Origin of the sequence: Nocardia sp. NPDC051832 (assembly GCF_040681285.1) — a bacterium.
In the GTDB taxonomy this organism is placed as follows: domain Bacteria; phylum Actinomycetota; class Actinomycetes; order Mycobacteriales; family Mycobacteriaceae; genus Nocardia.
In genome coordinates, this window is sequence record NZ_JBFAYL010000003.1 from 974,272 (window position 1) to 1,000,903 (window position 26,632).

Here is a 26,632-nt window from a genome sequence, read left to right on the forward strand (position 1 = left end):
CGGGCCCGGGTCGTGGGCGGCCTTGGTGGGCGTAGGGGCGGGCCCCATGTCGAACAGCGCCAGGTCGTCGGTGTCGAACAGGCCTACGGTGAGTTCGGCGGTGGAGTCTAATCCCACAGGGGCACCTCCGTGCCGCGTCCTTCGGCGATGGCGCGCTCGGCGAGGGCGTGCGCGACTGCGATATCGGTGAGCACGAGTCCAGAGTTGTAGACGAAGATCTTCTCTTCGTCGCTGCGGCGCGCCACGGCACGGCGGGACAATATTTGCGGCAGTTCCGCGTCCACCGTCCGGAGCCTGCCGTCCGGGCCCGCCATGTCGGTGCCGGTGAGCTGCATTTGCTCGGCGCTGGTGGCGACTACCCGGTCGGCGTCGATCAGCGTGGACGGGGCCAGGCCGTAGCCGACCAGGACCACGGTGGAACCCGGCGCGAGGTCGGCGGATTCGAGCGCGACCTCGGTGCCGGGGCCCGCGGTCGCGAGCACCACGTCGGCCTGCGCGGCCGCGGCCTGGGCGTCGGTGACGCTTTCCAGCAGCGCGTGCGGGTGGTGCTCGGCCAGCTGCCGATGGACCGCGTCGATGCCCTCCGGGTGGGTGCCGTAGAGCATGAGCTTGCGCAGTCCGGGATTGGCGGCGAGCAAGTGCGGCAACGCGTTCCGGCCTTGCGTTCCGGTGCCGATCAGCAGCACGCTCTCCGCGCCCCGGCGCATGGTCTCGCGCACCAGCAGCGCGGACACGGCGGGGGTGCGCAGCGCGCCGACACGGGCGCAGTCCATCATGGCGATCGGCGCACCGGTGGTGTCGTCGTAGAGCGTGATGGTGGTGTAGTACCGCTTGGTGCTCCGGTCGTGGCCGGGGTCGAATTTGTAGGAGGTCTTCATGGCCACGACACGCCGGCGACCGTCCCGGCCGAGCATCGCGTAGGCCACCGACCAGCCGTCCGGATTCGCCACGCTCAATTTGCGTGGATTGTCCGAAAGTCCCTCGGCGAAGGCCAGATACGCGTCCTCCACGGCCCGCACCACTTCGGCCGGGCTGATCGGGACCTCGGCCAGATCGGTCCGGCTCAGCACGCGCAGCGGCGTCGCACGATCACGAGTGTTCAACGGTTCCTCGATCATCTCGGTCCCAACCTGCTCCCGCCACCGCATCCATTCGTGCTGTGCCCGCCGACTCCGTCGACTGACCACCGCCAGCGAACGGGGCGACAATTCGCTGGCCGTACCCATTCTCGTCGGCTTCGGCGGCGCGGCGCCGCCGTTCGGGCAGGCGGATGTTGACCCGCTTGAGCCAGCGGTCGGTGCCGTCGTAACGCGCGGTGAAGGGCACCCGGCCGTGGACGGCGACATCGTTGTCCACCAGCAGCAGCTCGCCGGGATGCAGTGCGGCAGTGACGCAGACGCGTTCCAGCTCGGCGGTGAGCCGGGCGTAGGCCTGGCGGAAGTCCGGGCCCGCGTCGTCGAGCGGGGTGTAGGCCGGGTCGTAGCGCAGCGTGAGATCGGCTGCGCTGCCAGATGTTTCGGACCAGACCGTGGGCAGTGGCGCCGCGGTGTGCCGTTCGTGTCCGGCGCCGTAGGAGACATCCGGCAGGATCGGCAGCGTCGGAGTTTCGAGCAGCCGCCGCTCGTCGGCGCTGAGCTCGACCCGCCGCACCGAGGAGACCGTGGTGCCGACCAGGTCGGGGTTGCGCAGGCAGCCGAGCATGAGCAGATTCGCCCGCGCCGGGTGGAACGCGTCTTCGCTGTGCGGGCACAGCAGCGTCTTGCTGCTCGCCCCGGACTGCTCGTCCTCGTGGCCGGGTGTCGGCAGAATGTTGTTGACCAGGCGCCCCTCCTGCTGGCCTTCCCAGCCGAAAGGCTCACCCGCACAACGGGCCAGCAGCAGCATGACGATGTCGAGCTCGCTCCAGCGCACCGCGTCCCGCCAGCTGCGCGGTGTGGGCCCGAGCTCGTCGTCGGACAGCGGCAGGCTGCTGACGATGGTGGCGCCGGCCGTCGTCGCCGGCGCGCGCATGGCTTCCCGCACGGCGCCGGGTAATTCGGCGGCCCGCCGGTTGATGTGCGCGGCGAGCGCCGGATTGGTCAGCGCCCGGCCGACTCCGCCGGGTTGCGCCGCCAATGTGGTGCAGATCTCACGTGCGAGCGCACGCACCGCGTGCCCGGCCTCCGGGGGGAGCTCGCGTCGTTCGATGTCCTGCGGGTGAAGCGTCTTACGTTCGGAGAGAACGCTTTTCACCAGGAGGTCCCTTCTTCGCATCAGTCGAAAAGCGGGTGAAGACGTATCGCACTGCGAAGCTAGTACCTCGCGTCGGCTTAAGCAAGGCTTACCTAAGCGAGTCTAGAAAAATAGCAAAGACGCATGAGAGAGTAGAGCGCACCGGGGCAATCAGTCCAGCGCGGCGCGTGACCAGCGAAAACTCTGGTCGGGGTCAGCTCAGCAGGGCATGCGTGGCGGGGTGTGCTGGTGCGGCGAGAATCACTGTGGCCGAGCCGGATTCGACGACCGCACCGTGGTCCAGGACGGCCATGTCGGTGCAATGCCCCGCGACGAGTCGCATGTCGTGAGTGATCACCAGCAGGGCTGTTCCTCGGCGGGCGCGAATTCGGTCGAGCAGGTTCATGATCGACGCCGCGGTCGAGTGATCGAGCGCGGAAGTGATCTCGTCGCAGACCAGCACCGCGGGGTCGGCGGCGAGGGCGCGGGCCAGGGCGACGCGCTGGCGCTGGCCGCCCGAAAGCTGGTGCGGGTAGCGGTCGGCCAGTTCCGGTGCGAGTTCCACCGCACCGAGGAGCTCGGTGATCTGTTGCCGCAGTGCCTGTTTCGGGACGCCGCCGATTCGGCGGAGCGGACGGCCCAGGGTCTGTGCGACGGTGCGCCGTGGGTTCAGGGCCGACAAAGGATTCTGGGTGACCAGCTGAATGCCCTTCTCGTCCTGCCGGATTCGCCTGGCCGCGCCGACCGGCAACGGCCTGCCGCCGAGCTCCAGCGTGCCGGTCGCGCGCTGATGCAACCCGGCGATCACGCGTGCGAGGGTGGTCTTCCCGGCGCCGGACGCGCCGACCACCGCCAGCGCGGATCCGGCGGGCAACTCCAGGTCGATCGCCGAGAGCACCGGCTTCCCGCCCGCCTCGGCGGCGATACCGCTGGCGCGTAGGACGATCTCTTGTCGGTCCGCGCCGTTAGCATCTGCCGCATGAAAGCCATCGGTACCTTCTCCGTCACCGCCTTCGTTCCCACCGACGTCGTGCCCGACCCGCCGATCGACACCGCCCTCCCCGTCGGCGTCGTCAGCATGGAAAAGGAGTTCGCCGGGGAGCTCACCGGCCGCTCGGCCACCCTGTTCACCTCCGCCTTCGATATGGCCTCCGGCGCGGGCACCTACGTCGCGATGGAATCCTTCGAGGGCGTCCTCGGCGGCCGGGCGGGCGCCTTCAATTTCGTCCATTCGGCGACCACCGGCGGCACGGACCGCACGGACGAGTTCTTCCTCATCGTCCCCAACAGCGGCACCGGCGAGCTCGCCGGCATCACCGGCACCGGCGGGCTCAACGTCGACGCCGAAGGCGGGCACCATATCTGGTTCGACTACGAACTTCCCGGCGCGTAGTCCGGGGAGCCAGGGTGTGCCCAGCTCGATGAGGTTGTCGGCCACGGCGTGAATGGTGGCGGTGTCGTGGCCGGACAGCAGGATCGCGACACCGCGTTCGGATGCGATACGGCGCAGGAGCCGGGCGATGTCGGTGCGCAGGGTGCCGTGCAGTCCGGCCAGCGGTTCGTCGAGTACGAGAACTCCGGTGCGGCGCACCAGCGCCCGCGCCAACGCGACGCGGCGCTGCTGCCCGCCCGAGAGCTCACCGGGGTACTTGCGCAGATGCTCAGCGGAAAGACCGACCAGTCCCAAGGTCTCGAGCAACGCCGCCTCGGACGAGTCGCACGCGACCTCGGCCAGCAGCTTGCGCACGCGCATCAGCGGATTGAGCGCCGAGCCCGGATCCTGGCCGACGTAGGCGATGTGGTCGCGGCGGAACCGTTGCAGGGCAGCGGGCTCCAAGGCGAACACATCCTGACCCGCCACCACTGCCGAGCCCGCCGATCGCGTCGCACCGGTCGGAACGTGGCCGAGCAACGCCCGTATCAGCGTCGTCTTGCCGGACCCCGACGCGCCGGTCAGCGCGGTCACAGTCCCCGGCGCCAGCCGGAATGTGATGCGCTCGAACAGCTCCTGGCCATTGCCCCCCGCTACCGCCAGCCCATCGACGACCACGACGTCACCAGCTGATGAAGTCTCCGCCGCTGCACCGACGCCACCCTTCGTCACCCTTCCGGCACCGGGCCCCGTCACTACCGCGTCGTTTTCGGACGCCCTGGTGGATGGCGCTAACTCACCAGCGGCCTGCGCTGTTGCTGCGGGTGTTGAGGTGAATCGCGAGGTCAGCGCTGTCGTGTCGGGAGACGCGGCGCTGGGGGCGAAACGTGGTTCGGTGCGGCCGAATCCGTCGACCGCGAGATTCACGCTGACGGCGACGATCGCGATGGCGAGGCTGGGGGCGAGGACGGACCAGGGGTTGAGCAGGAGGCCCGAGGTGTTCTCGCGGACCATGACCGCCCAGTTCGCAGCGCCCAGGCTGGTGGGTAGTTGCAGGAACGAGGCGGTGCTGACCATGTAGACGCCGACGACGAAGCGCAGGCCGAGCTGGGCGGTGAGCACTTGGCGCAGGTTGGGGATGACTTCGCGGAAGACCAAGTGTGGCAGTCGCTCACCACTCGCTTCGGCGCTCTCGACGTATCCGCTGGCCGCGATGCCAGCCGCGGCGGCAGCGAAAACCCTTGCGCAGTAGGGTGTTCCGAACAGGAGCGCGACCACGACCAGTCCGTAGGTGCCCGCGTCCGGCCAGGACGTCAGCACCAGCAGGATGCCGAGCACGGCGGGCATCAGCATCGCGAAGTCGGTGGCGCTCTCGATGACCGCGCCGACTCGGGGGCGGAGCGCCGCGACGGCGCCGAGTACGCAGGCCACTCCCGTCACGAGGATCGCGATCACCGCGGCCACGATCAGCAGACCCCAACCGCCATAGAGCAATTGGCTGAACACATCGCGGCCGAGACGATCGGTCCCGAGCCAGGCCTCGGCGCTCGGCCGGTCGAACGGGATGCCGACGGCTTCCTCCGCCGGGCGCGGCGCCAGCGTCGGACCGAGCGCGGCGCCTGCGACAACGAGCAGTGCGGGCAGGATCGCCAGGGGTGTTGACACACCTGCCCGCCGCGACAGCCGCGGCGGCCATGAGCGCGACACGTGTGTTCGCCACTGCGACAGCCTCATCCGCGCCCCCGCAGCGACCAAGCGCGGATGCCGTCGGCAACCGCGAACATCAGCATGATCACCACGCCGGACAGCGCGACGACAGCGGCGACGACCGAGGTATCCCGATCGGCGACGGAACCGGCCAGCACGGCGCCGAGTCCCGGGTAGTTGAAGATCGTTTCGACCACCAGCGACCCACCGAGCACCATGCCGACAGTCGTCGCGAAGCTGGCCACGACAGTGGGTGCGGCAAACGGGAGGACATGCCGGACGAGCACGACGCGCGTGGAAAGCCCGTCCAACATCGCGCTTTCCACATGCGGCGCCTGCGCGGCCTCGGCCAGCGCGGCCCGCACCACCCGCGTGTTCCAGCCGATCTGCGGAATCGCGAGTGCGAGCACCGGCAGCACCAGCATGTCAGCGCTGACCGGGAACCCCTGTCGGTCGGTGATCGTGACGGCAGGCAACCACCCGGTCGCCAAGGCGAACACCATGATCAACAGTGTCGCCAGCACGAACTCGGGAATCGCCGCCGCCACCGTGGTCGCGGGCTGCAACGTCCGGTACCAAGCCGTGGCGATAGGAGACCCCTGCCGGGATGTCAGTTCTGCCGACCCGGCTCTGCGCAGGCTGAGTGGCGGTGCGGCGGCGGCCCACCACGCGCCGATCAACAGCGAGACCACGACTGTCACTACCAACGCCAGTCCACCGAGCAGCAGTGTCGGCGGGAACTTGTCCGCCAGTAGCTCATTGATCGATCGGCCCCGCGCGGTGCGGCCGAAGTCGCCGGTGAGCACCCCCGATATCCAATCGAGGAAGCGCACCGCCAGCGGCCGGTCCAGCCCGAGTTCGTGCTCCTTGCGCGCGACCTGCTCGGCTGACGCCTCGCGGCCGAGGACCGCGCGGCCGGTACTGCCCGGCAGCAGGTCCACGGCGACGAAAACCGTTGCCAGCAGGGCGATCAGGAGACCGAGGCGCCGGAACAGCAGTCGCGCGAAGGGTTTCACTCCAGCCAGGCCCGTTCCAGCTGGACGCGGGCGAAGCCGCCGAGGGCCGGAAGGTCGCGCACCTTGGCGGAGGCGATATCGATGCCGTCGGCCATGCCCCAGACCAGGTAGCCGCCGCGGTCGTATTGGATGCGCTGCAAGGTTTTGCAGGCAGTGCTGAATTCCGCGTCATCGCGGGCGGCGAGCGCTTGCGCGGTAGCCGCGTCGAATTCGGCGTCCTTGAAGGCGGTTTCGTTGCGGTTGGACCGGCTCGCGAGCAGTTTGTCGGCGTAGAACAGCGTGGAATCGTTGGTGCCCCAGGACACCGTGTAGAACGGCGCGTTCAGCCAGGTCTGGTCGTAGAAGGCATTGGATTCCTGCACGACGACCTCGAGTTTCACCCCGATCTCGGCGAGCTGGGTGGCCACCACCCGGGCCGACTCCACCTCGCCGGGCGCTTCGGCCTTGGTGACCAGCGGATAGCTCTTGCCGGTGTCGAAGTTCGCCTCGCGCAGCAGGGTTTTCGCGCGCTCGACCTCGCGGGCGCGCTGGGGAATGCTGGTGTCGTACTGCGGGTCGGCGGTGCCGAGAATGTCGTTCGCGACGGTGCCGTAGCCCGAATGCACCTGGTTCACCAGGGCTTTCCGGTCGACGCCGAGCCGGACGGCGGTGCGCACCTTGGCATCGGCGAACGGCCCGTCCGCGGTGCGCATGGCCACGCCGAGCATGGTGTCGTTCGCGCGCCGCACCACTTGCAGATCACCGCGCCCCTCGGCGGTGCGTCCGGCGATCGCGCCCACATTGGAGGCCAGGTCGATCTGCCCGCCGAGCACCGCGTTCCCCAGCGCCGTAGCGCTTTCGAACATGGTCACCTCGATGGCATCCAGCAGCGGCGCCGGCCCGTACCAGCGCTCGTTGCGCACCAGCCGCGCGTTGCCGCCCTGATAGGACTCCAGCCGGAACGGACCGGTGCCGATCGCCTGCGTGAAGTCGGTGGTGCCGGCTTTGACGACGAAGGTCATCAACCGAACCAGCAGCGGCAGCTGGGTATTGGGCTCCGGGACCGCGAGCACGACGCGATTCGGGCCGTCGGCGTTGATGTCGGCCTCGGCGACCGGCATTTTCGAGGCCCCGCCGACCGAACGCAGGCGGCGCAGCGACCACACCACATCCTCGGAGGTGACCGGCGATCCGTCATGGAAGGTCGCGCCCTCGGCGAGGGTGAAGGTCCAGCGCTTGCGCTCGGTATCCGATTCCCACTTGGTCGCCAGCCGCGGGGCCACGGTGGGATCGCCGCCCGGCACGGTCAGCGCGTCGTAAACCAGTGCGGTGATGAGAAAGTCGCTGTCATTGCTGAGGTTGGCGTGCGGGTCGCGCTCGATCCGCGCCGCGGTGCCGACCGCGCCGACGCGCAAGGTGCCGCCGCGGGCGGGCCCGCCCGCGGTGCCGCCATCCGAGCACGCGGCCAGCAGCAGCAGTGCTCCGGCTCCTACGCCGCCGCGCAGAAGCTGTCGCCGGTTCCAGTCCATGGTGCTGCCTCCCTCGGGGTACCGCGAGCCCACCGGAACGCGCCGGGGGCCAGGTCAGGCTAGCCTAATTCGGGTCGGGGCTCGCTGGATATCGGTCCGGCCCAGGCCCGCTCGGCGCGCGCACCGCCAAAAGGCGCGTGCCGCACCCCTTTCGAACACAGCTTGCGGACCTGCGACGACGCGCCGTAGGGCAATGCTCACCGGCCCCGGTTTGCGTTGTTTGTCGCAATCCGGGGGAGCACTCCGAAACACCTGGATGATGGAGGGGTGCTCTTGAAAATGACCGGCGTTGCGGCCGCTGCGATGGTGACCTTGGCACTCGCCGGATGCGGGGGTGTGGGCACGCTGACACCGATCCCCGAGGGGATACCACCGGGCCCGGGTGTGCCCGTGCCCGTGATCGACCTCGACGCTCCAGGGCGCTCGGCCGCGCAGCTGGCGGACTGGGCCGACGGGCAGAGCGGTCTCGGGATACCGAACGTCGCGCTGGAGGCGTACGGCTACGCCGCCGCGGTGCTGGCCAGATCCAGACCGGATTGCGGCATCGCCTGGACCACGATCGCCGGCATCGCGAGCGTGGAGAGCAAGCACGGCACGCACGGCCGCTCGGAGCCCGACGGTGACGGCGCGGTGCGCCCGCCGATCATCGGCATCCCGCTCGACGGTGCGCCGGGCGTCGCCGAAATCAGAGACACCGACGGCGGCAAGCTCGACGGCGACACGGTGTACGACCGGGCCGTCGGACCGTTGCAGTTCATCCCGGAAACCTGGAAGCGCTGGGGCGTGGACGCCAACGGCGACGGTTTCGCCGATCCGCAGAGCATCGACGACGCGGCGCTCACCGCGGCCAGATACCTCTGTGCCAGCGGCGGCGACCTGACCTCCGAAGTCGGTTGGCATCGGGCGCTTCTGACCTATAACCAGTCGAATCAGTACATGCACACCGTCCGCGATCGCGCCGCCGCGTACAGCGTGGGCCGGCGCGTGTGAGGCCCGCGCCTCGACAGTTGCAGGGACTTTTTGAGAGTGTGCCAAGGGTCGGGCCCCGCAGCACTGCGCTAGGCTCGGCACCGCACGGCCCCATCCCGTCAACTGCCGTGCCACCAGCCGAAGGAGTGTCGTTTTCGTGGCAATCATCGAACAGGTCGGAGCTCGCGAGATCCTGGATTCGCGCGGAAACCCCACTGTCGAGGTGGAAATCGCCCTCGACGACGGCACCTTGACCCGCGCGGCCGTGCCGTCCGGCGCCTCCACCGGTGAGCACGAAGCCGTCGAGCTGCGCGACGGCGGCGACCGTTACCAGGGCAAGGGTGTGCAGAAGGCGGTGGAGGGCGTCCTCGACGAGATCGCCCCCGCCATCATCGGCCTGGACGCGGTCGAGCAGCGCACCGTCGACCAGGTCCTGCTGGATCTGGACGGCACCCCGGACAAGTCCCGCCTGGGCGCGAACGCGCTGCTGGGCGCCTCGCTGGCCGTGGCCCGCGCCGCCGCCGAGTCCTCGGGCCTGGAGCTGTTCCGCTACCTCGGCGGCCCCAACGCCCACGTGCTGCCGGTCCCGATGATGAACATCGTCAACGGCGGCGCGCACGCCGACACCGGCGTGGACGTGCAGGAATTCATGATCGCCCCGATCGGCGCCCCGACTTTCAAGGAGTCGCTGCGCTGGGGTGCGGAGATCTACCACTCGCTGAAGTCGGTGCTCAAGGCCCAGGGCCTGTCCACCGGTCTGGGCGACGAGGGCGGTTTCGCGCCGGACGTCGCAGGCACCCGCGCCGCGCTGGACCTGATCTCGGTCGCCATCGACAAGGCGGGCTACAAGCTCGGCACCGACGTCGCGCTCGCGCTGGACGTCGCGGCCACCGAGTTCTACACCGCCGGTAGCGGTTACAAGTTCGAGGGCAGCGTGCGCAGCGCCGCCGAGATGAACGAGTTCTACGCCGAGCTGCTCACGGCCTACCCGATCGTGTCCATCGAGGACCCGCTGTCGGAGGACGACTGGGACGGCTGGGTCGCGCTCACCGACGCCATCGGCGACAAGGTGCAGCTGGTCGGCGACGACCTGTTCGTCACCAACCCGGAGCGCCTGGAAGAGGGCATCGCCAAGGGCGCGGCCAACGCGCTGCTGGTGAAGGTCAACCAGATCGGCACCCTGACCGAAACTCTGGACGCCGTAGAGCTGGCGCACCGCAATGGCTACAAGACGATGATGTCGCACCGGTCCGGTGAGACCGAGGACACCACCATCGCCGACCTCGCCGTCGCCGTGGGCTCGGGCCAGATCAAGACCGGCGCCCCGGCCCGCTCCGAGCGCGTCGCCAAGTACAACCAGCTGCTGCGCATCGAGGATGCCCTGGGCGATTCCGCGCGCTACGCCGGCGATGTCGCGTTCCCGCGGTTCGCGTTCGAGGGTTAATTACTAGGAGAAGATCAATGGCGGAGCGACGTGCGCGCGGTACCGGATCAGGACGGCCGAAGAAGGCCCCGGACCGCCGCACGTCGCGCGCTGCCCCGCGGCCCGCGGCCGCCAAACGCACCCGCCGGCGGGCGGATTCGACCACCAAGGTGCGAAAGACGGAGCCGCGGAAAACCGCCCGCGCGGACAAGCACGAACGCACCATCCTCGGGTTGCCCACCGGTAAGGCGGTCATCCTGGCCGTGGTGGTGTGCGCGCTCGCGTTGACCCTCGCGGTCCCGATGCGCACCTATTTCTCCCAGCGCGCCGAGGCCGCGGAACTGGCCCAGCAGCGCCGGGATCTGGAGGCCGACCTGGCCCGGCTGCGGGATCGCCGGGCCCAGCAACAGGATCAGCGCTACATCATCTCCGAGGCGCGCAACCGGTTGCGGCTGGTGATGCCGGGGGAGACGCCCTACATCGTGCAGGTGCCGGGCATCGAGGCGCCCGCGCCGCCGCCGGCGCCGACGCAGGCCAAGACGCCGGATCCCTGGTACACCGAACTCTGGGAGACCATCTCCCAGCCCCAGACCCCCGCGGCGGAACCGGTATCGACGCCGGCGCCCGCCGCCCCGCCCGCAGCCGATTCGGAAGGACCCCGGTGACAGCACCGACCGAACGCGATCTCGAAGTCATCGCCGGCCAGCTCGGCCGCGAACCCCGCGGCGTGCTCGCCGTCGCCTACCGCACCCCGGACGGGCTGCCCGCGGTGGTGAAGACCGCGCCCCGGCTGCCGGACGGCACTCCCTTCCCGACGCTGTACTACCTGACCGATCCGCGGCTGACCGCCGAGGCGAGCCGGCAGGAGTCCGCGGGTGTCATGCGGGAGATGACCGAACGGCTGGCGCACGATCCGGAGCTGGCCGCGGCCTATCAGCGCGCGCACGAGAGCTACCTGACCGAGCGGAACGAGATCGAGTCGCTGGGCACGGATTTCACCGGCGGCGGCATGCCGGAGCGGGTCAAGTGCCTGCACGTGCTGATCGCGCACGCCCTGGCGAAGGGGCCGGGCGTGAACCCGTTCGGCGACGAAGCGGTCGCGCTGGCGGCCGACAACGGGTTGCGCGGCACCGCGATTCCCGCCGACTGGCCCAAATACGAAGCGGGACAAAACCTATGACACGGGTAGCGGCTGTCGACTGCGGCACCAACTCCATTCGACTGCTGATCGCCGACGTGCTGGCAGACGGCACGCTGGCAGACGTCCATCGGGAGATGCGGATCGTGCGGCTCGGTCAGGGCGTCGACGCGACCGGTGCGCTGCATCCCGAAGCGATCGAACGCACCCGGGTCGCGCTGGCCGATTACGCGCGGTTGATGCGCGAGGCCGGCGTCACCAAGCTGCGCATGGTGGCCACCTCCGCCACCCGTGACGCGTCCAACCGCGACGACTTCTTCGCGATGACCCGCGCCGAACTCGGCGCCGTCGTGCCGGGCGCGGAGGCCGAGGTGATCACCGGCGACGAGGAAGCACGGTTGTCCTTCACCGGCGCGATCGGCGAATTGGCCAGTACCGAAGGGCCTTTCGTCGTTGTCGACCTCGGCGGCGGCTCCACCGAACTGGTCTTCGGCGACAGCAAGACCGGTGTCGAGGCGGCCTTCTCGGCGGACATCGGCTGCGTGCGGATCACCGAGCGCTGCCTCCCGGGAAATCCGCCCACCCCCGAACAGGTCTCGGCCGCACGGGCGTTCGCGGCCGAGCGGCTCGCTGCGGCCTTCGAACGAGTGCCGGTGGACGGCGCCCGGACCTGGGTCGGCGTCGCGGGCACCATGACCACGATCGCCGCCATCGCCCTGGATCTGCCCGAGTACGACTCGGAGCGGGTCCACCTCACCCGCCTGACCCTCGACGAGGTTCGTGCCGTCTGCGACCGCCTGATCGGGATGAACCACGATCAGCGCGCCGCGCTGGGGCCGATGCACCCGGGCCGGGTCGATGTCATCGGCGGCGGCGGTGTCATCACCGAGGTGCTCGCCGAGGAACTGGCGCGCCGTGCGGGCATCACCGAACTCGTCGTGAGTGAGCACGACATCTTGGACGGCATCGCGCTGTCCATCGTCTGAGCGCGATCTCTCTTCGTTCCTGAGCCCCGGCTGCCGCCGGGGCCAGAGGTCGTTGCGACACGCCCGAAACCGGTCTCGAGGTCAGTTAGAGCCGATTGCTATGGAGATAATCTCCAGCAAATTTTTCACAGGTCATCACCCTGGGAGGTGAACGTGGCGCAGGTCGCGTACCGCGGCTGATTGCGCACCGGCGGTCCGTTAACCAGCGCAAACTGCCCGATGCGGCACCAGATTTTCGCCCCCGGTGCACAGGCGTTACGTCACTCCGGACATACCCCATCGGACATTCAGATCCGCGGCACGCCGAGGGTGATTTGCTGCACAGTTGCGATTTATGCCAATCTCTCGGGTATGTCCCAAAGTGTGGTACCCGATCGTGAGGTGGCTGGTCGGACTCTGTTCGGTCACCCGATCGGTCTGACCAACCTGTTCGGCGTGGAGATGTGGGAGCGTTTCTCGTTCTACGGGATGCTCACCATCCTCGGGTACTACCTGTACTACTCGACCACCGAAGGCGGCCTCGGGCTCGACAAGGCCACCGGCGTCGGCATCGTCGGCGCCTATGGCGGGCTGGTCTACCTATCCACGGTGCTCGGCGGCTGGATCGCGGACCGCGTCCTCGGTATGGAGCGCACCGTCTTCTACGGCGGCGTCATCGTGATGTGCGGCCACCTCGTGCTCGCGGTGATCCCGGGACTCGCGGGCGTAGGGATCGCGTTGCCGCTGATCGCGCTCGGCTCGGGCGCGCTCAAGGCCAATGCCTCCTCGCTGCTCGGCACGCTCTACCCGAAGGGCGACGCCCGCGTCGACGGCGGCTTCACGCTGTTCTACCTGGGCATCAATATCGGCGCCTTCGTCGGCCCACTGCTCACCGGCTTGCTGCAATCGCGCGTCGGCTTCCACTACGGCTTCGGCGCCGCCGCGCTCGGTATGGCGCTGGGCCTGGCCCAGTACGCGATCTTCCGCCGCAACCTCGGCACGGCCGGTCGGGACGTGCCGAACCCGCTGCCGCGCACCGAGGTTCCGAAGCTGGCCGCCGTGCTCGCCGCCGCCATCGTGCTGATCGCGCTCGCCTGGGCCACCAAGCTGGTCACCCTGGACAATCTGGCCGACGTCACCACCGTCGTCATCGTCCTCGCCTCGCTTGTCTACTTCGCGGTCATGCTGACCAGCGCGAAGGTGGACGCGGTCGAGCGCACCCGGGTGCGCGCGTTCATTCCGCTGTTCATCGCCAACGCGGTGTTCTGGTCGCTGTTCCAGCAGATCTTCACCGTGCTCGCGGTCTACTCCGACGAGCGGATGAACTGGAGCATCTTCGGCTGGGAAGCGCCCTCGAACTGGATCGGCTCGGTCGAACCGGTGTGGATCATCGCGCTCTCACCGCTGTTCGCGATGATGTGGACCAAGCTGGGCAGCCGGGCCCCGAGCACCCCGCGCAAGTTCGCCTTCGGCGTCATCGGCATGGGCGCGGCGTTCCTGCTGTTCGTCCCGCTGGCCGGGTACTCCGGCAAGAGCGTGCCTGCGCTGTTCGTGCTGCTGATCATGGGCGGGTTCGCCGTCTCCGAGCTGCTGCTCTCGCCGATCGGTCTGGCGGTTACCACGCAACTCGCCCCCAAAGCCTTCCGTGCGCAGATGATGGCTCTGTACTTCTTCTCCGTCGGAATCGGTACCTCCATGGCTGGGGTGCTGGCCCGTTTCTACTCCGACGAAAATGAGACCACTTATTTCGGTCTGATCGGCGCGGCAGCCATCGCCGCGGGTCTGGTTGTCCTCGGGCTGGCCCCGTGGATCAGCCGGCGTATGGAAGGCGTCCACTAGCCACCGCGGCCAGTGCGCTGAAGCTCAACCCCTTGTTGAAGGAGAAAACAGTGGCGATCCAGGAAACGCCGGACAAGGTTCCGGTGCCCCGCCGCACGGGACTGTTCCGGACCAAATCGGTGGAGCAGTCCATCCGGGACACCGACGAACCCGACTCGAAGCTGCGGAAGGACCTGACCGCCTGGGATCTCACGATCTTCGGCGTCGCGGTCGTGATCGGCGCGGGCATCTTCACCCTGACCGCGCGCACCGCGGCCAACGTCGCGGGCCCCTCGGTGTCGCTGGCGTTCGTGCTCGCCGCCATCGCCTGTGGTTTCGCCGCCATGTGTTACGCGGAGTTCGCCTCGACCGTCCCGGTCGCCGGCAGCGCGTACACCTTCTCCTACGCCACCTTCGGTGAGCTCGCGGCCTGGATCATCGGCTGGGACCTGATCCTGGAATTCGCGCTCGCCGCCTCGGTGGTCGCCAAGGGCTGGTCGCAGTACCTGGGCACGGTGATCTCCAGCGAGACGACCGTGAAACTCGGGTCGATCACCTTCGACTGGGGCGCGGTGCTGCTGATCGCGATCCTCGGTGTGCTGCTGGCGGTGGGCACCAAGGTGTCCTCGCGGGTGTCGGCCATCGCGGTCGCCATCAAGCTGGCCGTGATCGCGCTGGTCATCGTCGTCGGCATCACCTACTTCAACAAGGACAACCTGTCCCCGTACATCCCGCCGGCCGAGCCGGCCGGTGACGGCGGCAGCGGTATCCATCAGTCGCTGTTCTCCCTGCTCACCGGCGCGGGCAGCAGCAACTTCGGCTGGTTCGGCCTGCTCTCGGCGGCCAGCCTGGTGTTCTTCGCGTTCATCGGCTTCGACGTCGTCGCCACCGCGGCGGAGGAGACCAAGAACCCGCAGAAGGCGCTGCCGCGCGGCATCCTCGGCTCGCTGGCCATCGTCACCGTGCTGTACGTGGCGGTCTCGGTGGTGCTCACCGGCATGGTGTCCTACAAGGACCTGCCCGACGACGCCACGCTGGCAACGGCGTTCGCGATGCAAGGCGACACCTGGGCGAAGAACCTGATCTCCATCGGCGCACTGGCCGGCCTGACCACCGTGGTCATGGTGATGTACCTGGGCCAGACCCGCGTGCTGTTCGCCATGTCTCGCGACGGCCTGCTGCCGCGCAAGCTCGCGCACACCGGCAGCAAGGGCACCCCGGTCCGGCTGACCGTCATCGTCGGCGTGATCTGTGCGGTGCTGGCCGGTTTCGTCGACTTCGGCACGCTGGAGGAGATGGTCAACATCGGCACGCTGTTCGCCTTCGTGCTGGTCTCGATCGGTGTGCTGGTCCTGCGCAAGACCCGCCCCGACCTGCCGCGCGGCTTCCGCGTGCCGTGGGTCCCGGTGATCCCGATCCTGGCCGTGCTGTCCTGCCTGTGGCTGATGCTCAACCTGTCGGTGGAGACCTGGCTGCGGTTCGTCATCTGGATGGCGATCGGCATCGTGCTCTACTTCGTCTACGGTCGCCGGCACTCGCTGCTCGGTAAGGCCGAGGCCGAACAGAAGTAACCCGAACCCGGAAGGGGCCCGCGAATCCTCGTGGGCCCCTTCCGTTCGCGTGGACGAGTCCCGCCGAACCAGGGTTGCGACCAGATAGCGGCGATCTTGTAGGAGTTGCCAACCGCCGCTCTCCGGACCCGATTCACCGAATCCGAGCGGACCCGCCATCCGCCGGTCGAGCGTCCAATTCCGGTGTGGCGGACGCGATCCCGGCAGTCCCCACCGCCGCCGCGACCGCCGCCATCCCTGCGCCGACCAGTGAGTTCTCTGCCATCCGCAAGTAACTCACCGATCGCCGCATGATCAGACCATAGCCGACAGCTATCGAATTCCCGCTATCATGGCCACGGTGTTTGCCGGTCCGTCGCCAGGGAACATTGACAGGTATGGCCGCCAGAATTCCGGTACAGCCGTACGAGTCGGTAGTCTGAACCCCCACGCCCCCATAGCCCAATTGGCAGAGGCAGCGGACTTAAAATCCGCAAAGTGTCGGTTCGAGTCCGACTGGGGGCACAAAGATGGCTTCGGTGCTACGTCGCTAATTGAAGCGCGTCGGGGATGGCGGCGAAGGCTTCGTGCAGGCGGTTGAGGAGGTCGGGTCGGCCGCCGGCGCCGTTGGCGGCGACCCAGCCGCGGCCGGCATGGCTCCAGGCGGTGGTGGCCAGTTCGGCGAGGATGCGTGGACGCAGATCGTCTTCCGGGAGGGCGAGTTTGGCGATGAGCTGCGCGACGACCTGGTTTTCCACGCCGGAGCGGGTGTAGTCGATGTGGCCGAGCACGCTGGGTGCGGTGAGGGCCAGTCGGCGCGTGGCGATGTAGCGCTCATCCCAGTCCGCGGGGAGTTCGGCGGCGGTGTCGAGGAGGGCATCGCGTAGTGCGGTGAGGGCCGGGCCGGTGAGTTCGCGGTCGGCCAGCGCGTCCAGATAGCCGGTCCAGAGCTCGGTTTCGGGCTCGATGGCGACGGCCTCCTTGGTGGGGAAGGCCCGGAAAAAAGTGCTGCGAGAGACCTCTGCGGCGTCGACCAGTTCCTCGATGGTGGTGGCGGCGAAGCCTTTCTCCGCGAACAACCGCAGGGCGGCGTCGGCGAGAGCGCGGCGGGTGCGGAGCCGCTTGCGTTCACGCAGCGGCAGGGCGCGGTCGTCGATCGGCATCTCGAGATCCTAGCGCAAGAAGAACCTCAGGCACGAAAGAAACTCAGTTCAAATTGGTACTTGCGCACGTATGGAACTCAGTGTCATTATTGGTCGCAGCAACGAGCAGCACCCCGACCAAGGAGATCGCAATGAGCACCACCGCCCTCGCCACCCTGAACCCGGCGATCATCGGCCAGGCCGAGAAGCACCACACGGCCATCCTGACCCGGGCCCTGTCCGGCACCACGCTCAACGAGCAGCGCTGGATCACCCTGAACCAGGCCCTGGTCGCCGGGCCGGTCGAGCGCTCTGCCCACATCGCCAAGATCGCGGGAATGACCCAGTGGGAATCCGGCACTGTCGCCGACGCCGTGACCGCCCTGGTCGAGGGTGGGCTGCTGACCGAATCAGCCGGCGGCCGACTGGAAATCACCGCGGCCGGTCGCGACATGGTCGCCCAGGTTCGCGGCGCGTCCGGCAAGATCTTGGGCCCCGCCTACGGCGCGGTATCCGAGGAGGAGCTGGCTATCGCGGCCCGCGTGCTGGTGACCATCACCGCCCGGATGGCCGAGGAACTGGCCCACGCCTGACCTTGATCGGTCTCTGAAGCACCTGAGTAGAAATGGATTTCACCAATGTTCCACAGAACTGCCACCTTCGGCGTCGCGGTCTCGATCGTCGGCGCGGCGCTGCTGCTCACGGGTTGCGGCGGAGCGACCGGCGGCGCCGGGTCGCACTCGAGCAGTCCGGCCGCGGCTACGAGCACGACCGACTCGGCCCGACCCGCGCCTGCCGTCCCGGCCACGCTGAGCCCGGCGATCATCGGCCAGGCGGAGAAGCACCACACCGCGGTGCTGTCCCGCGCACTCGCCGGAACCACCCTGGACGAGAAGCAGTGGATCGTGCTGAACCAGACACTGGCCGCGACTGAGCCGGTCGAGCGGACGGCCCACATCGCCCGGGTAACCGGACTTACTCAATGGAATCGCGCCGACGTCGAGACCGCCCTGCAAGCACTGCTCGATAGCGGCCTGCTGCAAGCCATTCCGGGCGGTGCGGTCGAGCCCACCACCGCCGGCAGGTCCCTCGCCGACCAGGTCCGAGCCGAATCCGGCGCGATCGTGACGGCCGCCTACGGTGCGGTCGCTTCCGAGGATCTGGCGACCGCGGCCCGCGTGCTGACCACCATCACCGCGGGCATGGCCCAGGAACTGGCCCGCTGAATCGAATCAGCGAATGTTGGAACGTCTCGAACTGGAAGCCTTTCTCGCCCTCGCCGAGGAATTGCACTTCGGCCGGACCGCCGCACGCTTGTGCGTGACCACGCCGCGCATCAGCCAGGCGATCCGAAAGCTGGAGCGCCGCATAGGCGCACCGCTGTTCGAACGCAACAGCCGCGCCGTCCGGCTGACACCGCTCGGTAAGCAACTGCGCGACGAATTGCGGCCCGCCTACGACCAGATCTCGGCGGGCATCCTGGCGGCAAGCCACGCCAAACCCGCCATCACGGTCGGTTTTTCCTCGCCTTGGTGCGGAAATTTGGTCGCGCGGACGGCGAATGCTTTTCGCACGCGGTACCCGAACGCCGCCGTCGGGATCGAGGAGATCCAGCTGGCCGATCCACTCGGCCGCATGCGCTCAGGCGCGGTGGACTTACAGCTCACCGAGTTCCCGATCGCCGAACCCGACATCACCATCGGCCCGATCATGTTCTCCGAACGGCGGGGGCTGCTGGTGCCGCGAGAACATCGGTTCGCTGGACAGGAGTCGGTGTCGCTCGAGGACCTGGCCGACACGACACTGATCACGATCGCCGGCGAACTTGTTCCGCGGAACTGGATGGACCACCACTTTCCCCGCCGCACACCGTCGGGACGGCCGATACCGCATGGTCCCGCGACGACCTCCTGGGCCGAGGTTCTGGTTCACGTCAGCCAGGGCGTCGGCGTCGGTACGGTCGCGTTACCAGCCATGGTCTTCGATGCCTGGCCGCAGACGGTCGTCGTCCCTTTTCGCGACGCGCCGCCGATCGAGTACGGCCTCCTGTGGCCGACCGCGGGGTCGAACCCGCTCGTGGCGCCGTTCCTGGCGGCGATCGCCGAGGCCGCGGTAGCGCGGTGACACACGGGTGTGCGCACCGTTACCGATCGCTTAGCGCTGCGTTGCCGAAATCCCGCTTGTCGGGCGACCTTTCGGCTGGCGATGCTGAGTGCACGTCCCAGCAAGCTCGAAAGGCTGTCCATGCGAAAGATCATCGAATCCACCTTCGTCACGACCGACGGAGTTGTCGGCGAACCGCACCAGTGGGGTGCGCCGTACTGGGATGAGGAGCACAGCGAATACGGGACCAGGTTGCTGTTCGCCGCCGACGCGCTCTTGCTCGGCCGCGAGACCTACCAGGGATTCGCACAGGTGTGGCCCACTCGCCCCGCCGAAGATCCCTACACCGCCCGCATCAATGCCATGCCCAAATACGTCGCGTCCCGCACTCTCGCCCAACCGGACCTGACCTGGAATGCCACTGTCCTGCAAGGAGATACCGTCGACGCGGTGCGCGCCCTCAAAGAACAGGACGGTGGCGACATCCTCAAGTTCGGCACCGGGTCGCTCTCCCAGACGCTGCTCGAAGCCGAACTCGTCGACGAGTACCACTTCTGGATCTTCCCGGCCATCGCCGGCACCGGCGAGCGGCTCTTCGACGGCTACGCCGATCTCACCCACCTCCAATTGCTCGGCACGACCACCTTCAAATCCGGCATCGTCGTGCACCGCCTCGCGCCACGCTGATCACCCCTGGGCCCAAAACCGCAGGGCAGTCGCGAAGATAGGTCGATCGACCGATTCGGGGGTCGGCGGGTGCCGCGCATCATTGGCGCGTGCTGCGAATGCTACGAAGAGTCCTGGTCATGCTCGGTTGCGCGGGACTTGTGCTGCTGGGTAATCCGATTGCCGCGTCGGCGCATCCGATGCCGGGGAGCAAGGTCGTGCTCGACGTCGGGGAGACGGCGATCGATGCGGAATTGCTGATTCCGGCGGGGAATCTCGCGGAGGCCAGCGGGATCGATCTCAATCTGCGGACACAGTTGTCGGACGAGGACATCGGTGGGCTGGCGAGCTATCTACGCGAGCACTTGCGGCCGGCCACGCCGGAGGGGGTGCCGTGGGCTGTCGAGATCGGCGGTATGCGACTGGATTATGCGGATCAGACGGTGCTCGGCTCATATAAAGAACTCGTCGTTCAGGCGGTGCTGACGCCGCCGCCCGGCGCGGACTTGCGCCGGTTCGTGCTGGGCTACGACGCCGTGATCCACAAGGTCGGCACGCACATCGCCCTCGTCTCGGTTCGGCAGGACTGGCGTGCAGGGCAAGTCGGCGGCGACGACGCCAGGCAGGTCGGTGTCGTGCGCATAGATGCCGGTTCGATGACCGTGCCACCGCTTTCGGTGGATCTGGCCGACGCGGGCGCGTGGCGGGGATTCGCCGGTATGGTGCTGCTCGGCGGTCATCACATTCTGGAAGGCACAGATCACCTGTTGTTCCTGTTCACCCTGCTGCTGCCGGCGGTGCTGCGGGCCGAGGGCGGTCGGTGGCGGCCGGACAACCGGGTGCGGCACGCGGTGCGGCACATCCTGGCTGTCACACTCGCTTTCACGGTCGGGCATTCGGCGGCGCTGGTGGTCAGCGCGCTGACTCGGCTGGAACTCCCGGCGGGCCCGATCGAGACACTGATCGCCGTGACGATCCTGGTGGGCGGCGCGCACGCCATCCGGCCGCTGTTCCCGGGCCGGGAAGCCGTCGTGGCCGGAACATTCGGGCTGATCCACGGGATGGCGTTCTCGTTCACACTGGCCGAGTTGAATTTGTCCAGTAGTCAATTGGCGCTCAGCGTGCTCGGGTTCAATCTCGGTATCGAGGCGATTCAACTGCTGCTGGTCGCGTTTGCCTTGCCGCCGTTGCTGGTCCTGGCCAGCACCCGCGCCGAGCCGGTCCTGCGCGTCGGCGGCGCGCTCGTGGTGATCATCGCGGCCCTCGGCTGGGCCTTCGATCGGCTCGGTTTCGCCAATCCGATTGCCCGGGCCGCGGATCAGGCCGGGACCATGCTGCTGCCGGGCCTGGTCACCGTGGCGGTGGCCGCCGCCGTGGTGCTGGCTGCCCGGATCCTGTGGAGCCGTCAGATCCAACGATTCGCCATGGGTTACCGCTAGATTCTCAGTGCACCGATGAGGTCGCCCGACGTCACAGCCCCATCGTCGAAGTATGTATCGCTCACCAAACCTAAGGAGTGGTTCATGTATACGAGGTTCGCGGTCGCTGTTCTCACATCCGTCGGTGTCGCCGCAGGCCTGCTGTCGGCCGCGCCGGCCCAGGCCGATCCCGTGCTGGACGCCCAGCCGGTCGCGGTGGCCGGCACGTTGCAGGGTGTCGATCACGGGGTTTCCTACAGCGTGCAGGCCCAGCCCGACGCCGCCGCCCTGGTCACCACCGTGTCCGGTGGTGCTTTCACGCTCGATGCCGATCGCTCGGCTGTCGTGCTGCGCACTGCTTCCGGCGAGCCGGTCGCCACTATTCCGTTGTCGGTCGCGGCCGGCGGGCAGCAGTTCCCGCTCGCCGCCTCCATCACCGAGGACGGGCAGCGGCTCACGCTGGCGGCCACCACGCCGGTCCTGCGCCGCGAGAACTTCAATTCCTCGATCGACTGGTGGAACTACGAATTCAACCGGGCCCTGCCCTGCGCGGGCGCGGGCGCCTTGATCGGCGCGGCGGTGGGCCTCCTGTTCATCATCATCGGCGTCATCCCTGGCGCGCTGATCGGCGCGGTCATCGGTGAAATTCATTGCGGCGGACAGGATCTGATCGACTCCGGCTACGCCTACTGGGGTGGCCAGCCGTAATCCGGACGGAAGGGGGTCCGCGCCAGGGCACTTGGCGCGGACGCCCATCCTCGCGCTGATCAGTGGATCAGCAGCGGGAGGCGGCGATGCCGTCGCACGAAGATGCTCGGGACCCATTCCGGCGGGTCGGCCGGGTCCAGGGCGATCCCCGCGGTGCGTCGCAGCAGGGCCGTGAGTGCCGCTGTCGCTTCGAGTTTCGCCAGCGCCGAGCCGATGCAGAAATGCGCGCCCTTGCCGAAGGCGAGATGCTTTCGGGCGTTGGGGCGTTCGAGATCGAAGGTGTCCGGCTCGGGGAAGGCGGCCGGATCGCGGTTGGCCGAGCCCCACAGGAGCAGCAGATGGCTGCCGGCGGCGAGGGCGGCGCCGCCGAGGACGGTGTCGGCGGTGACGTGCCGGTGGTGGGCGCGGAACGGGGATTCCCAGCGCAGGGCCTCGTCGAGGAACGCGGGGAGGAGTTCGGGGCGGGCGCGCAGGCGTTGCTGTAGTTCGGGTTCGGTGGCCAGGACGCGGGCGGCGTTGGCAATCAGCCCCGCGGTGGATTCGCCGCCCGCCCCGATCAGCTGGACCAGGATCAGAACGGCGACGTCCGGGCCGACCGCGGCATCGCGGCAGGCGTTGGCGAGGACCTCGAGCAGGGTCGAACCCGCCTGCGGCGCGGCCGCTTGCGCGGCGTTCAGTTTGTCGTGCAAATAGGCGGCGAGGGCGGCGGCCGAGCTGACCAGCTCGGGTAGCCGCGCTGAAGAGACTGTGCCGCCCAGCATTTCGGTGCTGTCGTAGGCCCAGATGAGCAGTTGCGGGACGTCTTCGTGCGGCAGGCCGATGATCTCGGCGACCAGCGCCAGCGGCAGGCGGTCCGAGATTCCGGTGGCCCAATCGATCCGGCCGCCGCGCAGTTCGGCCGTCCACAACTGGTCCACCAGCTGCTCGATCACCGGGCCCAGGGTGCGAATTCGTTTGGACAGCAACGGCAGGACGAGCTTGCGGTGCGCGGCGTGCACCGGGTCGTCGGCGGTGGCCAGCACATGCAACGCCTGCCCACCGCCGTCCAGGTCGAAGGTGATCGGCGGGCCGTCGGGCCGTTGCACCAGCAGGCCGGTCAGGTGCGAGGAGAAGTCCGCGGTCCGCGCGGCCGCTTCGGTGACCAGGTCCCAGGACGAGACGAGGTGGAAGTCGGTGCCGGGCACGGTGTACACCGGCCGCTGGGCGCGCAGGGCGGCCAGCAGGGGATACGGGTCGTCCAGATGGCACTGGTCGAAGATGTCGATCTCGCCTGGTGACGCCGTCGTCATGGGTCGCTCCCGCTGTCATGGAACACGTTCGGAGCGCTCACCGTGCGCGGCGCCGGAATGACTGTCAATCGGCGTCTCGCATTGCGACGGGAAGCACGGCCGGCCAGTGCCGAATACAGGAATCGAGCCTGGCCGAACTGAGACTTCTCTGGCACTGTGTCTCACTGCGAGACATCGGTGCCGGTTCGAGGAGTTGAAGCAATGTCGGAGCGGGTGGATTGGCTGGCCGGTGGCCCGCGCGGCTCGGTCGCGCTGGAGCGGATCGAAGCCGCCGCCGCCGAGCTGTTTCTCGAACACGGCATCGACACCGTCGGTATCGCCGACATCGCGGCCCGCGCGGGTTGCTCCCGGGCCACGCTGTACCGCCACGCCGGCGGCAAATCCGAGCTCGTGCACCGGGTCCTCACCCGGGCGGCGAGCACGGTGGCCGAGCGGGTCGCCGCCGCCGTCGAGCCCTACCGCGGCGCCCGCCGCGCCGTCGAAGCGATCCTCGCCTCGGTGGCGGCGATCCGCGCGGATCCGGCCCTGGCCCAATGGCTGAGCCGGACCCGGGCCGGGGCGACCGACGAACTCCTCACCACCGCACCGGAATTGCGCCGGGTCGCCACCGCCCTGACCCGGATCGCCCCGGACGACGAAGCCGCTCAGTGGATCGTGCGAGTCGTGCTGTCCTTGCTCACCTGGCCCGCCGCGGACGCCGCCGCCGAACGACGCATGGTCGAACGCTTCGTCGGGCCGTTGTTCCGCACCCCGGACGGTCTCAGGGGATGAGCACGGTTTTGCCTTTGGCGCCGCCCGGCAGCGCGTGCGCGCGGGCCGCGTCGGCCAGCGGGATCTCCTGTTCGACATGCACCCGCAGTTGACCGGATTCGGCGAGTGCCGCGAGCGCGCCCAGCTCCTGCGCCGCCGGCTGGACGAATACGACTTCCAGCCGAATCCCGTGCTGCTCAGCCTCTTCCGGTGTGAGTCCGGAGTTGTGGCCGACCGTGGTGACCAGCAAACCGCCCGGCTTCAGCAGCGCCAGTGAGCGCGCGGTGTAGTCGCCGCCGACCAAATCCAGCACGACGTCCACCGTCTCGGTCGCTGTAGTGAAATCCGTTGCGCTGTAATCGATCAGCTCATCCACGCCGAGTCCGGCGAGGAACCCGTGCCGCACCGCACGGGCGGTGGCGATGACATGGGCGCCGCGCGCCTTCGCGATCTGCACCGCAAGATGCCCCACGCCCCCGGCCGCGGCGTGCACCAGCAGCCGCTGCCCGGCTTCGATCCGCGCGATCTGCACCAGCGCTTGCCATGCGGTCAGTCCGGACAGCGGCAAGGCCGCGGCTTCGGCCATCGACAGCGCGGCGGGCTTGGCCACGAGCTGATCGACCGGCGCCACCACATACTCCGCGTACGTGCCCGCCGGCGCGGGGAACTTGATCAGGCCGAACACCTCCGCGCCGACCGCGAATCGGTCGGCGTCCGCGCCTGTCGCTTCGACGACCCCGGCCACATCCCAGCCCAGGACCAGCGGCGGTTCGGGGAACAGCGGGAAGTGCCCGGCACGTGTGGCGGCGTCGACGGGGTTCACGCCCGCGGCGCGCACCCGCACCAGCACCTCGCCGGGGCCGGGCTCCGGGCGGTCGATCTCGGTGCCGCGCAGCACTTCTGGGCCGCCGAAGGTGGTCTGGGTGATGGCGAACATCGGAGCCTCCAAGGGTTAGTTGTCATGAGGACTATTGCTGAAGCAGATACTACGCATGATTTATTCCGCAGCGCAACTAATTCTCGCGCCGAGCGGGCTGTTAGCGTCGCGAGCATGAGGTTCACCCGTCTTTGCGCCGCCATCACGATCGCGCTGATCGCGCCGCTGTCCGCGCAGGCCGCGGCGCACGCGGAACCCAGCGGGTTCCACCTGCCGAGTGGGTTGGTGGAGACGCCGGTCGCCGCGCCGGAGAGTTTCAGCCTGATCATCGCCTACGCGTTCGGTAACCGGATCCCCGCCGGAGCTGATCCCGCGCGCACCATCGGCGAGCCGGGACCGGTCAACGAGGCGCTGGCGGAGGCTGTCGTCCGGGCGCGTGCGGGCCGGGACATTCCGGTCTACGCGCAGGTCGAGATTGCCGAGGTGCTGACCGCGAAGTACGGCATGACCGATGTCGTGTCCATCGACCCGCGACGGAATCCGGACGGCACGCTGGTCTACCTGTCGACGCTGGGCGTCGCCGAGCAAGTCGCCGGAATGCGCGGCGCCGCATCGGAATCCGATGTCGCCGGGGTCGTTGCGTTCCACGATCACCTGTGGCGCGCCACCTACAGCACCACGGTCACCGGGTTCGCCGCCTTCGCGCCCGCGGGCATCGCGATGCCGAGCCGGTACGACCCGCAGTCGGGGCAGGCCTGGACCACCGGGCCCGAGAAGTACCTGCCCGTCGACTATCTGGGCCGCGCGCAGTTGTTGCAGGCCACCGGTTTCCGGGGTTTCAGCTGACCGCGCGCAGCGCCTCGGGCGTCAGGTCCTTGCGGGTGGGGTAGCCGTCCACCGCCATGATCAGGTCGGCCTCCGCGAGCAGCGAGCGCAGCACGTGCACGATGCCGTCGACGCCGCCGAGCGCGGCCCCATAGACATACGGTCGGCCGATGCCCACCGCCGTCGCGCCCAGCGCGAGCGCCTTGACGATATCGGCGCCGCTGCGCACGCCGGAGTCGAACAGCACCGGCACGCCATCGGCCGCGGCCACGATCTCGGGTAGCACATCGAGCGCCGGCAGACCGCCATTCGCTTGGCGCCCACCATGATTCGAGCAGTAGATGCCGTCGACGCCGCCGTCGATCGCGCGCCGCGCGTCCTCGGGATGGCAGATGCCTTTGACGAGCAGCGGCAGATCGGTGAGCGAGCGCAACCAGGGCAGGTCGGCCCAGGTGAGCGGGTTGCCGAAGAGCTGGATCCAGCGCAGGATCGCCGCCTGCGGATCCTCCTCCGGCGTCCGCGCCAGCCCGGCCCGGAACACCGGATCGGTGAAATAGTTGGCCAGGCAGTGCCCGCGCAGCTGCGGGAAGTTGCTGGTGGACAGATCCCGCGGCCGCCACCCGGTGATCCAGGTGTCGAGCGTGACCACGATGCCGCGGAATCCGGCCTGTTCGGCGCGCTGCACCAGGCTGGCGGCCAGCTCCCGGTCGGTGGGCGTGTAGAGCTGGAAAAACCCTGGCGTATCGCCGAATTCGGCTGCCACCTGCTCCAGCGGATCCACCGTCAGGGTGGAGGCGACCATCGGCACGCCGGTGCGCGCGGCGGCCTGAGCGGTCGCGATATCGCCGTGCCCATCCGGCGTGCACAGGCCGACGACACCGACCGGCGCCAGGAAAACCGGTGCGGGCAACGTCATTCCGAACAGTTCGACGGAGAGGTCGCGTTCCTTCGCGCCGACGAACATGCGCGGTACCAGTCCCCAGCGGTCGAACGCGGTGACGTTGGCGTCCTGGGTGCGCTCGTCGCCCGCGCCGCCCGCGACATAGGACCAGATCGACGGCGGCAGCGCGGCCTGCGCCCGCTCACGCAACTCCGCGTATTTCATCGGCAGCGTGGGCAGGACGCCGCCCAGACCGCGGAAGTAGATCTCGTTCTGGTAATCGCCGAATGCCATCGG

The 26,632-nt window shown here is 68.7% G+C and carries 25 protein-coding genes, 1 tRNA gene and 1 pseudogene; 17 read left to right on the forward strand and 10 right to left on the reverse strand.

The features are described 5' to 3' along the window. Positions 1-107: 107 nt before the first annotated feature. From AB0M14_RS22165 to AB0M14_RS22175, 3 genes are all read right to left on the reverse strand, one after another. On the reverse strand, positions 108-1,118 hold the full coding sequence (locus tag AB0M14_RS22165) for an ornithine cyclodeaminase family protein (protein WP_364997805.1): 1,011 nt from the start codon (positions 1,116-1,118) through the stop codon (positions 108-110). Next, positions 1,090-2,232 (reverse strand): TauD/TfdA family dioxygenase, encoded by a 1,143-nt coding sequence (locus AB0M14_RS22170; protein WP_364997807.1) that lies wholly within the window; start codon positions 2,230-2,232, stop codon positions 1,090-1,092. The genes AB0M14_RS22165 and AB0M14_RS22170 overlap by 29 nt, the downstream gene beginning before the upstream one ends. Positions 2,233-2,425: 193 nt before the next feature. Continuing rightward, a complete protein-coding gene (locus tag AB0M14_RS22175; protein ID WP_364999008.1) occupies positions 2,426-3,109 on the reverse strand; it encodes a dipeptide/oligopeptide/nickel ABC transporter ATP-binding protein in 684 nt (227 codons plus the stop codon). An 81-nt stretch (positions 3,110-3,190) separates the two neighbouring features. Here AB0M14_RS22175 and AB0M14_RS22180 point away from each other — a divergent pair, with 81 nt between their 5' ends. Beyond that, entirely contained in the window at positions 3,191-3,604 is a 414-nt protein-coding gene (locus tag AB0M14_RS22180) for a DUF3224 domain-containing protein (protein WP_364999009.1), read from the forward strand. A 168-nt stretch (positions 3,605-3,772) separates the two neighbouring features. On the opposite strand, the pseudogene AB0M14_RS22185 reads toward AB0M14_RS22180, so the two are convergent. The 3 genes and pseudogenes from AB0M14_RS22185 to AB0M14_RS22195 form a co-directional block, all read right to left on the reverse strand. Continuing rightward, positions 3,773-5,317: pseudogene (locus tag AB0M14_RS22185) on the reverse strand (ATP-binding cassette domain-containing protein); the annotation flags it as partial. Then, positions 5,314-6,306, reverse strand: coding sequence for an ABC transporter permease (locus AB0M14_RS22190; RefSeq protein ID WP_364997809.1), 993 nt, complete (start codon positions 6,304-6,306; stop codon positions 5,314-5,316). The pseudogene AB0M14_RS22185 and the gene AB0M14_RS22190, both read right to left, overlap by 4 nt. Beyond that, a complete protein-coding gene (locus AB0M14_RS22195; protein ID WP_364997811.1) occupies positions 6,303-7,814 on the reverse strand; it encodes an ABC transporter substrate-binding protein in 1,512 nt (503 codons plus the stop codon). The genes AB0M14_RS22190 and AB0M14_RS22195 overlap by 4 nt, the downstream gene beginning before the upstream one ends. A gap of 303 nt (positions 7,815-8,117) precedes the next feature. Here AB0M14_RS22195 and AB0M14_RS22200 point away from each other — a divergent pair, with 303 nt between their 5' ends. The 8 genes from AB0M14_RS22200 (at position 8,118) to AB0M14_RS22235 (ending at position 16,202) form a co-directional block, all read left to right on the forward strand. Continuing rightward, complete coding sequence (locus AB0M14_RS22200; protein ID WP_364999010.1) at positions 8,118-8,804, forward strand: lytic murein transglycosylase; 687 nt, start codon at positions 8,118-8,120, stop codon at positions 8,802-8,804. A 136-nt stretch (positions 8,805-8,940) separates the two neighbouring features. Then, positions 8,941-10,227, forward strand: coding sequence for a phosphopyruvate hydratase (eno, locus tag AB0M14_RS22205; RefSeq protein ID WP_364997813.1), 1,287 nt, complete (start codon positions 8,941-8,943; stop codon positions 10,225-10,227). Positions 10,228-10,244: 17 nt separating this feature from the next. Next, on the forward strand, positions 10,245-10,871 hold the full coding sequence (locus AB0M14_RS22210; RefSeq protein WP_364997815.1) for a septum formation initiator family protein: 627 nt from the start codon (positions 10,245-10,247) through the stop codon (positions 10,869-10,871). Beyond that, complete coding sequence (locus tag AB0M14_RS22215; protein ID WP_364997818.1) at positions 10,868-11,386, forward strand: DUF501 domain-containing protein; 519 nt, start codon at positions 10,868-10,870, stop codon at positions 11,384-11,386. Before AB0M14_RS22210 ends, AB0M14_RS22215 begins: the two co-directional genes overlap by 4 nt. Next, the gene (locus tag AB0M14_RS22220; RefSeq protein ID WP_364997820.1) at positions 11,383-12,330 is read left to right on the forward strand and encodes a Ppx/GppA phosphatase family protein; all 948 of its coding nucleotides are present in this window, start codon (positions 11,383-11,385) and stop codon (positions 12,328-12,330) included. Before AB0M14_RS22215 ends, AB0M14_RS22220 begins: the two co-directional genes overlap by 4 nt. A 351-nt stretch (positions 12,331-12,681) precedes the next feature. Continuing rightward, positions 12,682-14,148, forward strand: a complete 1,467-nt coding sequence (locus AB0M14_RS22225) for a peptide MFS transporter (protein WP_364997822.1) — start codon at positions 12,682-12,684, stop codon at positions 14,146-14,148. A 50-nt stretch (positions 14,149-14,198) separates the two neighbouring features. Next, a complete protein-coding gene (locus AB0M14_RS22230; RefSeq protein WP_364997824.1) occupies positions 14,199-15,698 on the forward strand; it encodes an amino acid permease in 1,500 nt (499 codons plus the stop codon). A 430-nt stretch (positions 15,699-16,128) separates the two neighbouring features. Next, positions 16,129-16,202: transfer RNA gene (locus tag AB0M14_RS22235), tRNA-Leu, on the forward strand. A 17-nt stretch (positions 16,203-16,219) separates the two neighbouring features. Here the strand turns inward: AB0M14_RS22235 and AB0M14_RS22240 are convergent. Further along, positions 16,220-16,840 (reverse strand): helix-turn-helix domain-containing protein, encoded by a 621-nt coding sequence (locus AB0M14_RS22240; protein ID WP_364997826.1) that lies wholly within the window; start codon positions 16,838-16,840, stop codon positions 16,220-16,222. Between the two features lie 131 nt (positions 16,841-16,971). On the opposite strand from AB0M14_RS22240, the gene AB0M14_RS22245 reads away from it, so the two are divergent. From AB0M14_RS22245 to AB0M14_RS22270, 6 genes are all read left to right on the forward strand, one after another. Further along, a complete protein-coding gene (locus tag AB0M14_RS22245; RefSeq protein WP_364997828.1) occupies positions 16,972-17,412 on the forward strand; it encodes a hypothetical protein in 441 nt (146 codons plus the stop codon). 45 nt (positions 17,413-17,457) lie between these two features. After that, complete coding sequence (locus tag AB0M14_RS22250; RefSeq protein ID WP_364997830.1) at positions 17,458-18,045, forward strand: hypothetical protein; 588 nt, start codon at positions 17,458-17,460, stop codon at positions 18,043-18,045. A gap of 13 nt (positions 18,046-18,058) precedes the next feature. Then, positions 18,059-18,943: a LysR family transcriptional regulator gene (locus AB0M14_RS22255; protein WP_364997832.1), complete on the forward strand. Its 885-nt coding sequence runs from the start codon at positions 18,059-18,061 to the stop codon at positions 18,941-18,943. Positions 18,944-19,063: 120 nt separating this feature from the next. Continuing rightward, positions 19,064-19,609, forward strand: coding sequence for a dihydrofolate reductase family protein (locus AB0M14_RS22260; protein ID WP_364997834.1), 546 nt, complete (start codon positions 19,064-19,066; stop codon positions 19,607-19,609). Positions 19,610-19,707: 98 nt separating this feature from the next. Continuing rightward, positions 19,708-21,027: a HupE/UreJ family protein gene (locus AB0M14_RS22265; RefSeq protein ID WP_364999011.1), complete on the forward strand. Its 1,320-nt coding sequence runs from the start codon at positions 19,708-19,710 to the stop codon at positions 21,025-21,027. An 84-nt stretch (positions 21,028-21,111) separates the two neighbouring features. Continuing rightward, positions 21,112-21,714 (forward strand): hypothetical protein, encoded by a 603-nt coding sequence (locus AB0M14_RS22270; protein WP_364997836.1) that lies wholly within the window; start codon positions 21,112-21,114, stop codon positions 21,712-21,714. A 59-nt stretch (positions 21,715-21,773) separates the two neighbouring features. Here the strand turns inward: AB0M14_RS22270 and AB0M14_RS22275 are convergent, their stop codons facing one another. Continuing rightward, entirely contained in the window at positions 21,774-23,003 is a 1,230-nt protein-coding gene (locus tag AB0M14_RS22275; protein ID WP_364997838.1) for a cytochrome P450, read from the reverse strand. Between the two features lie 201 nt (positions 23,004-23,204). On the opposite strand from AB0M14_RS22275, the gene AB0M14_RS22280 reads away from it, so the two are divergent. After that, on the forward strand, positions 23,205-23,774 hold the full coding sequence (locus AB0M14_RS22280; RefSeq protein ID WP_364997840.1) for a helix-turn-helix domain-containing protein: 570 nt from the start codon (positions 23,205-23,207) through the stop codon (positions 23,772-23,774). Here the strand turns inward: AB0M14_RS22280 and AB0M14_RS22285 are convergent. Then, positions 23,764-24,690: an NADP-dependent oxidoreductase gene (locus AB0M14_RS22285; RefSeq protein ID WP_364997842.1), complete on the reverse strand. Its 927-nt coding sequence runs from the start codon at positions 24,688-24,690 to the stop codon at positions 23,764-23,766. The genes AB0M14_RS22280 and AB0M14_RS22285 overlap by 11 nt on opposite strands. Before the next feature lie 114 nt (positions 24,691-24,804). Between AB0M14_RS22285 and AB0M14_RS22290 the strand changes: the two genes are divergently transcribed. After that, positions 24,805-25,476, forward strand: a complete 672-nt coding sequence (locus AB0M14_RS22290) for a hypothetical protein (RefSeq protein WP_364997844.1) — start codon at positions 24,805-24,807, stop codon at positions 25,474-25,476. On the opposite strand, the gene AB0M14_RS22295 is transcribed toward AB0M14_RS22290, so the two are convergent. Continuing rightward, a complete protein-coding gene (locus tag AB0M14_RS22295) occupies positions 25,469-26,629 on the reverse strand; it encodes a lactate 2-monooxygenase (protein ID WP_364997846.1) in 1,161 nt (386 codons plus the stop codon). The two genes, AB0M14_RS22290 and AB0M14_RS22295, sit on opposite strands and share 8 nt — an antisense overlap. Positions 26,630-26,632: the final 3 nt, after the last annotated feature.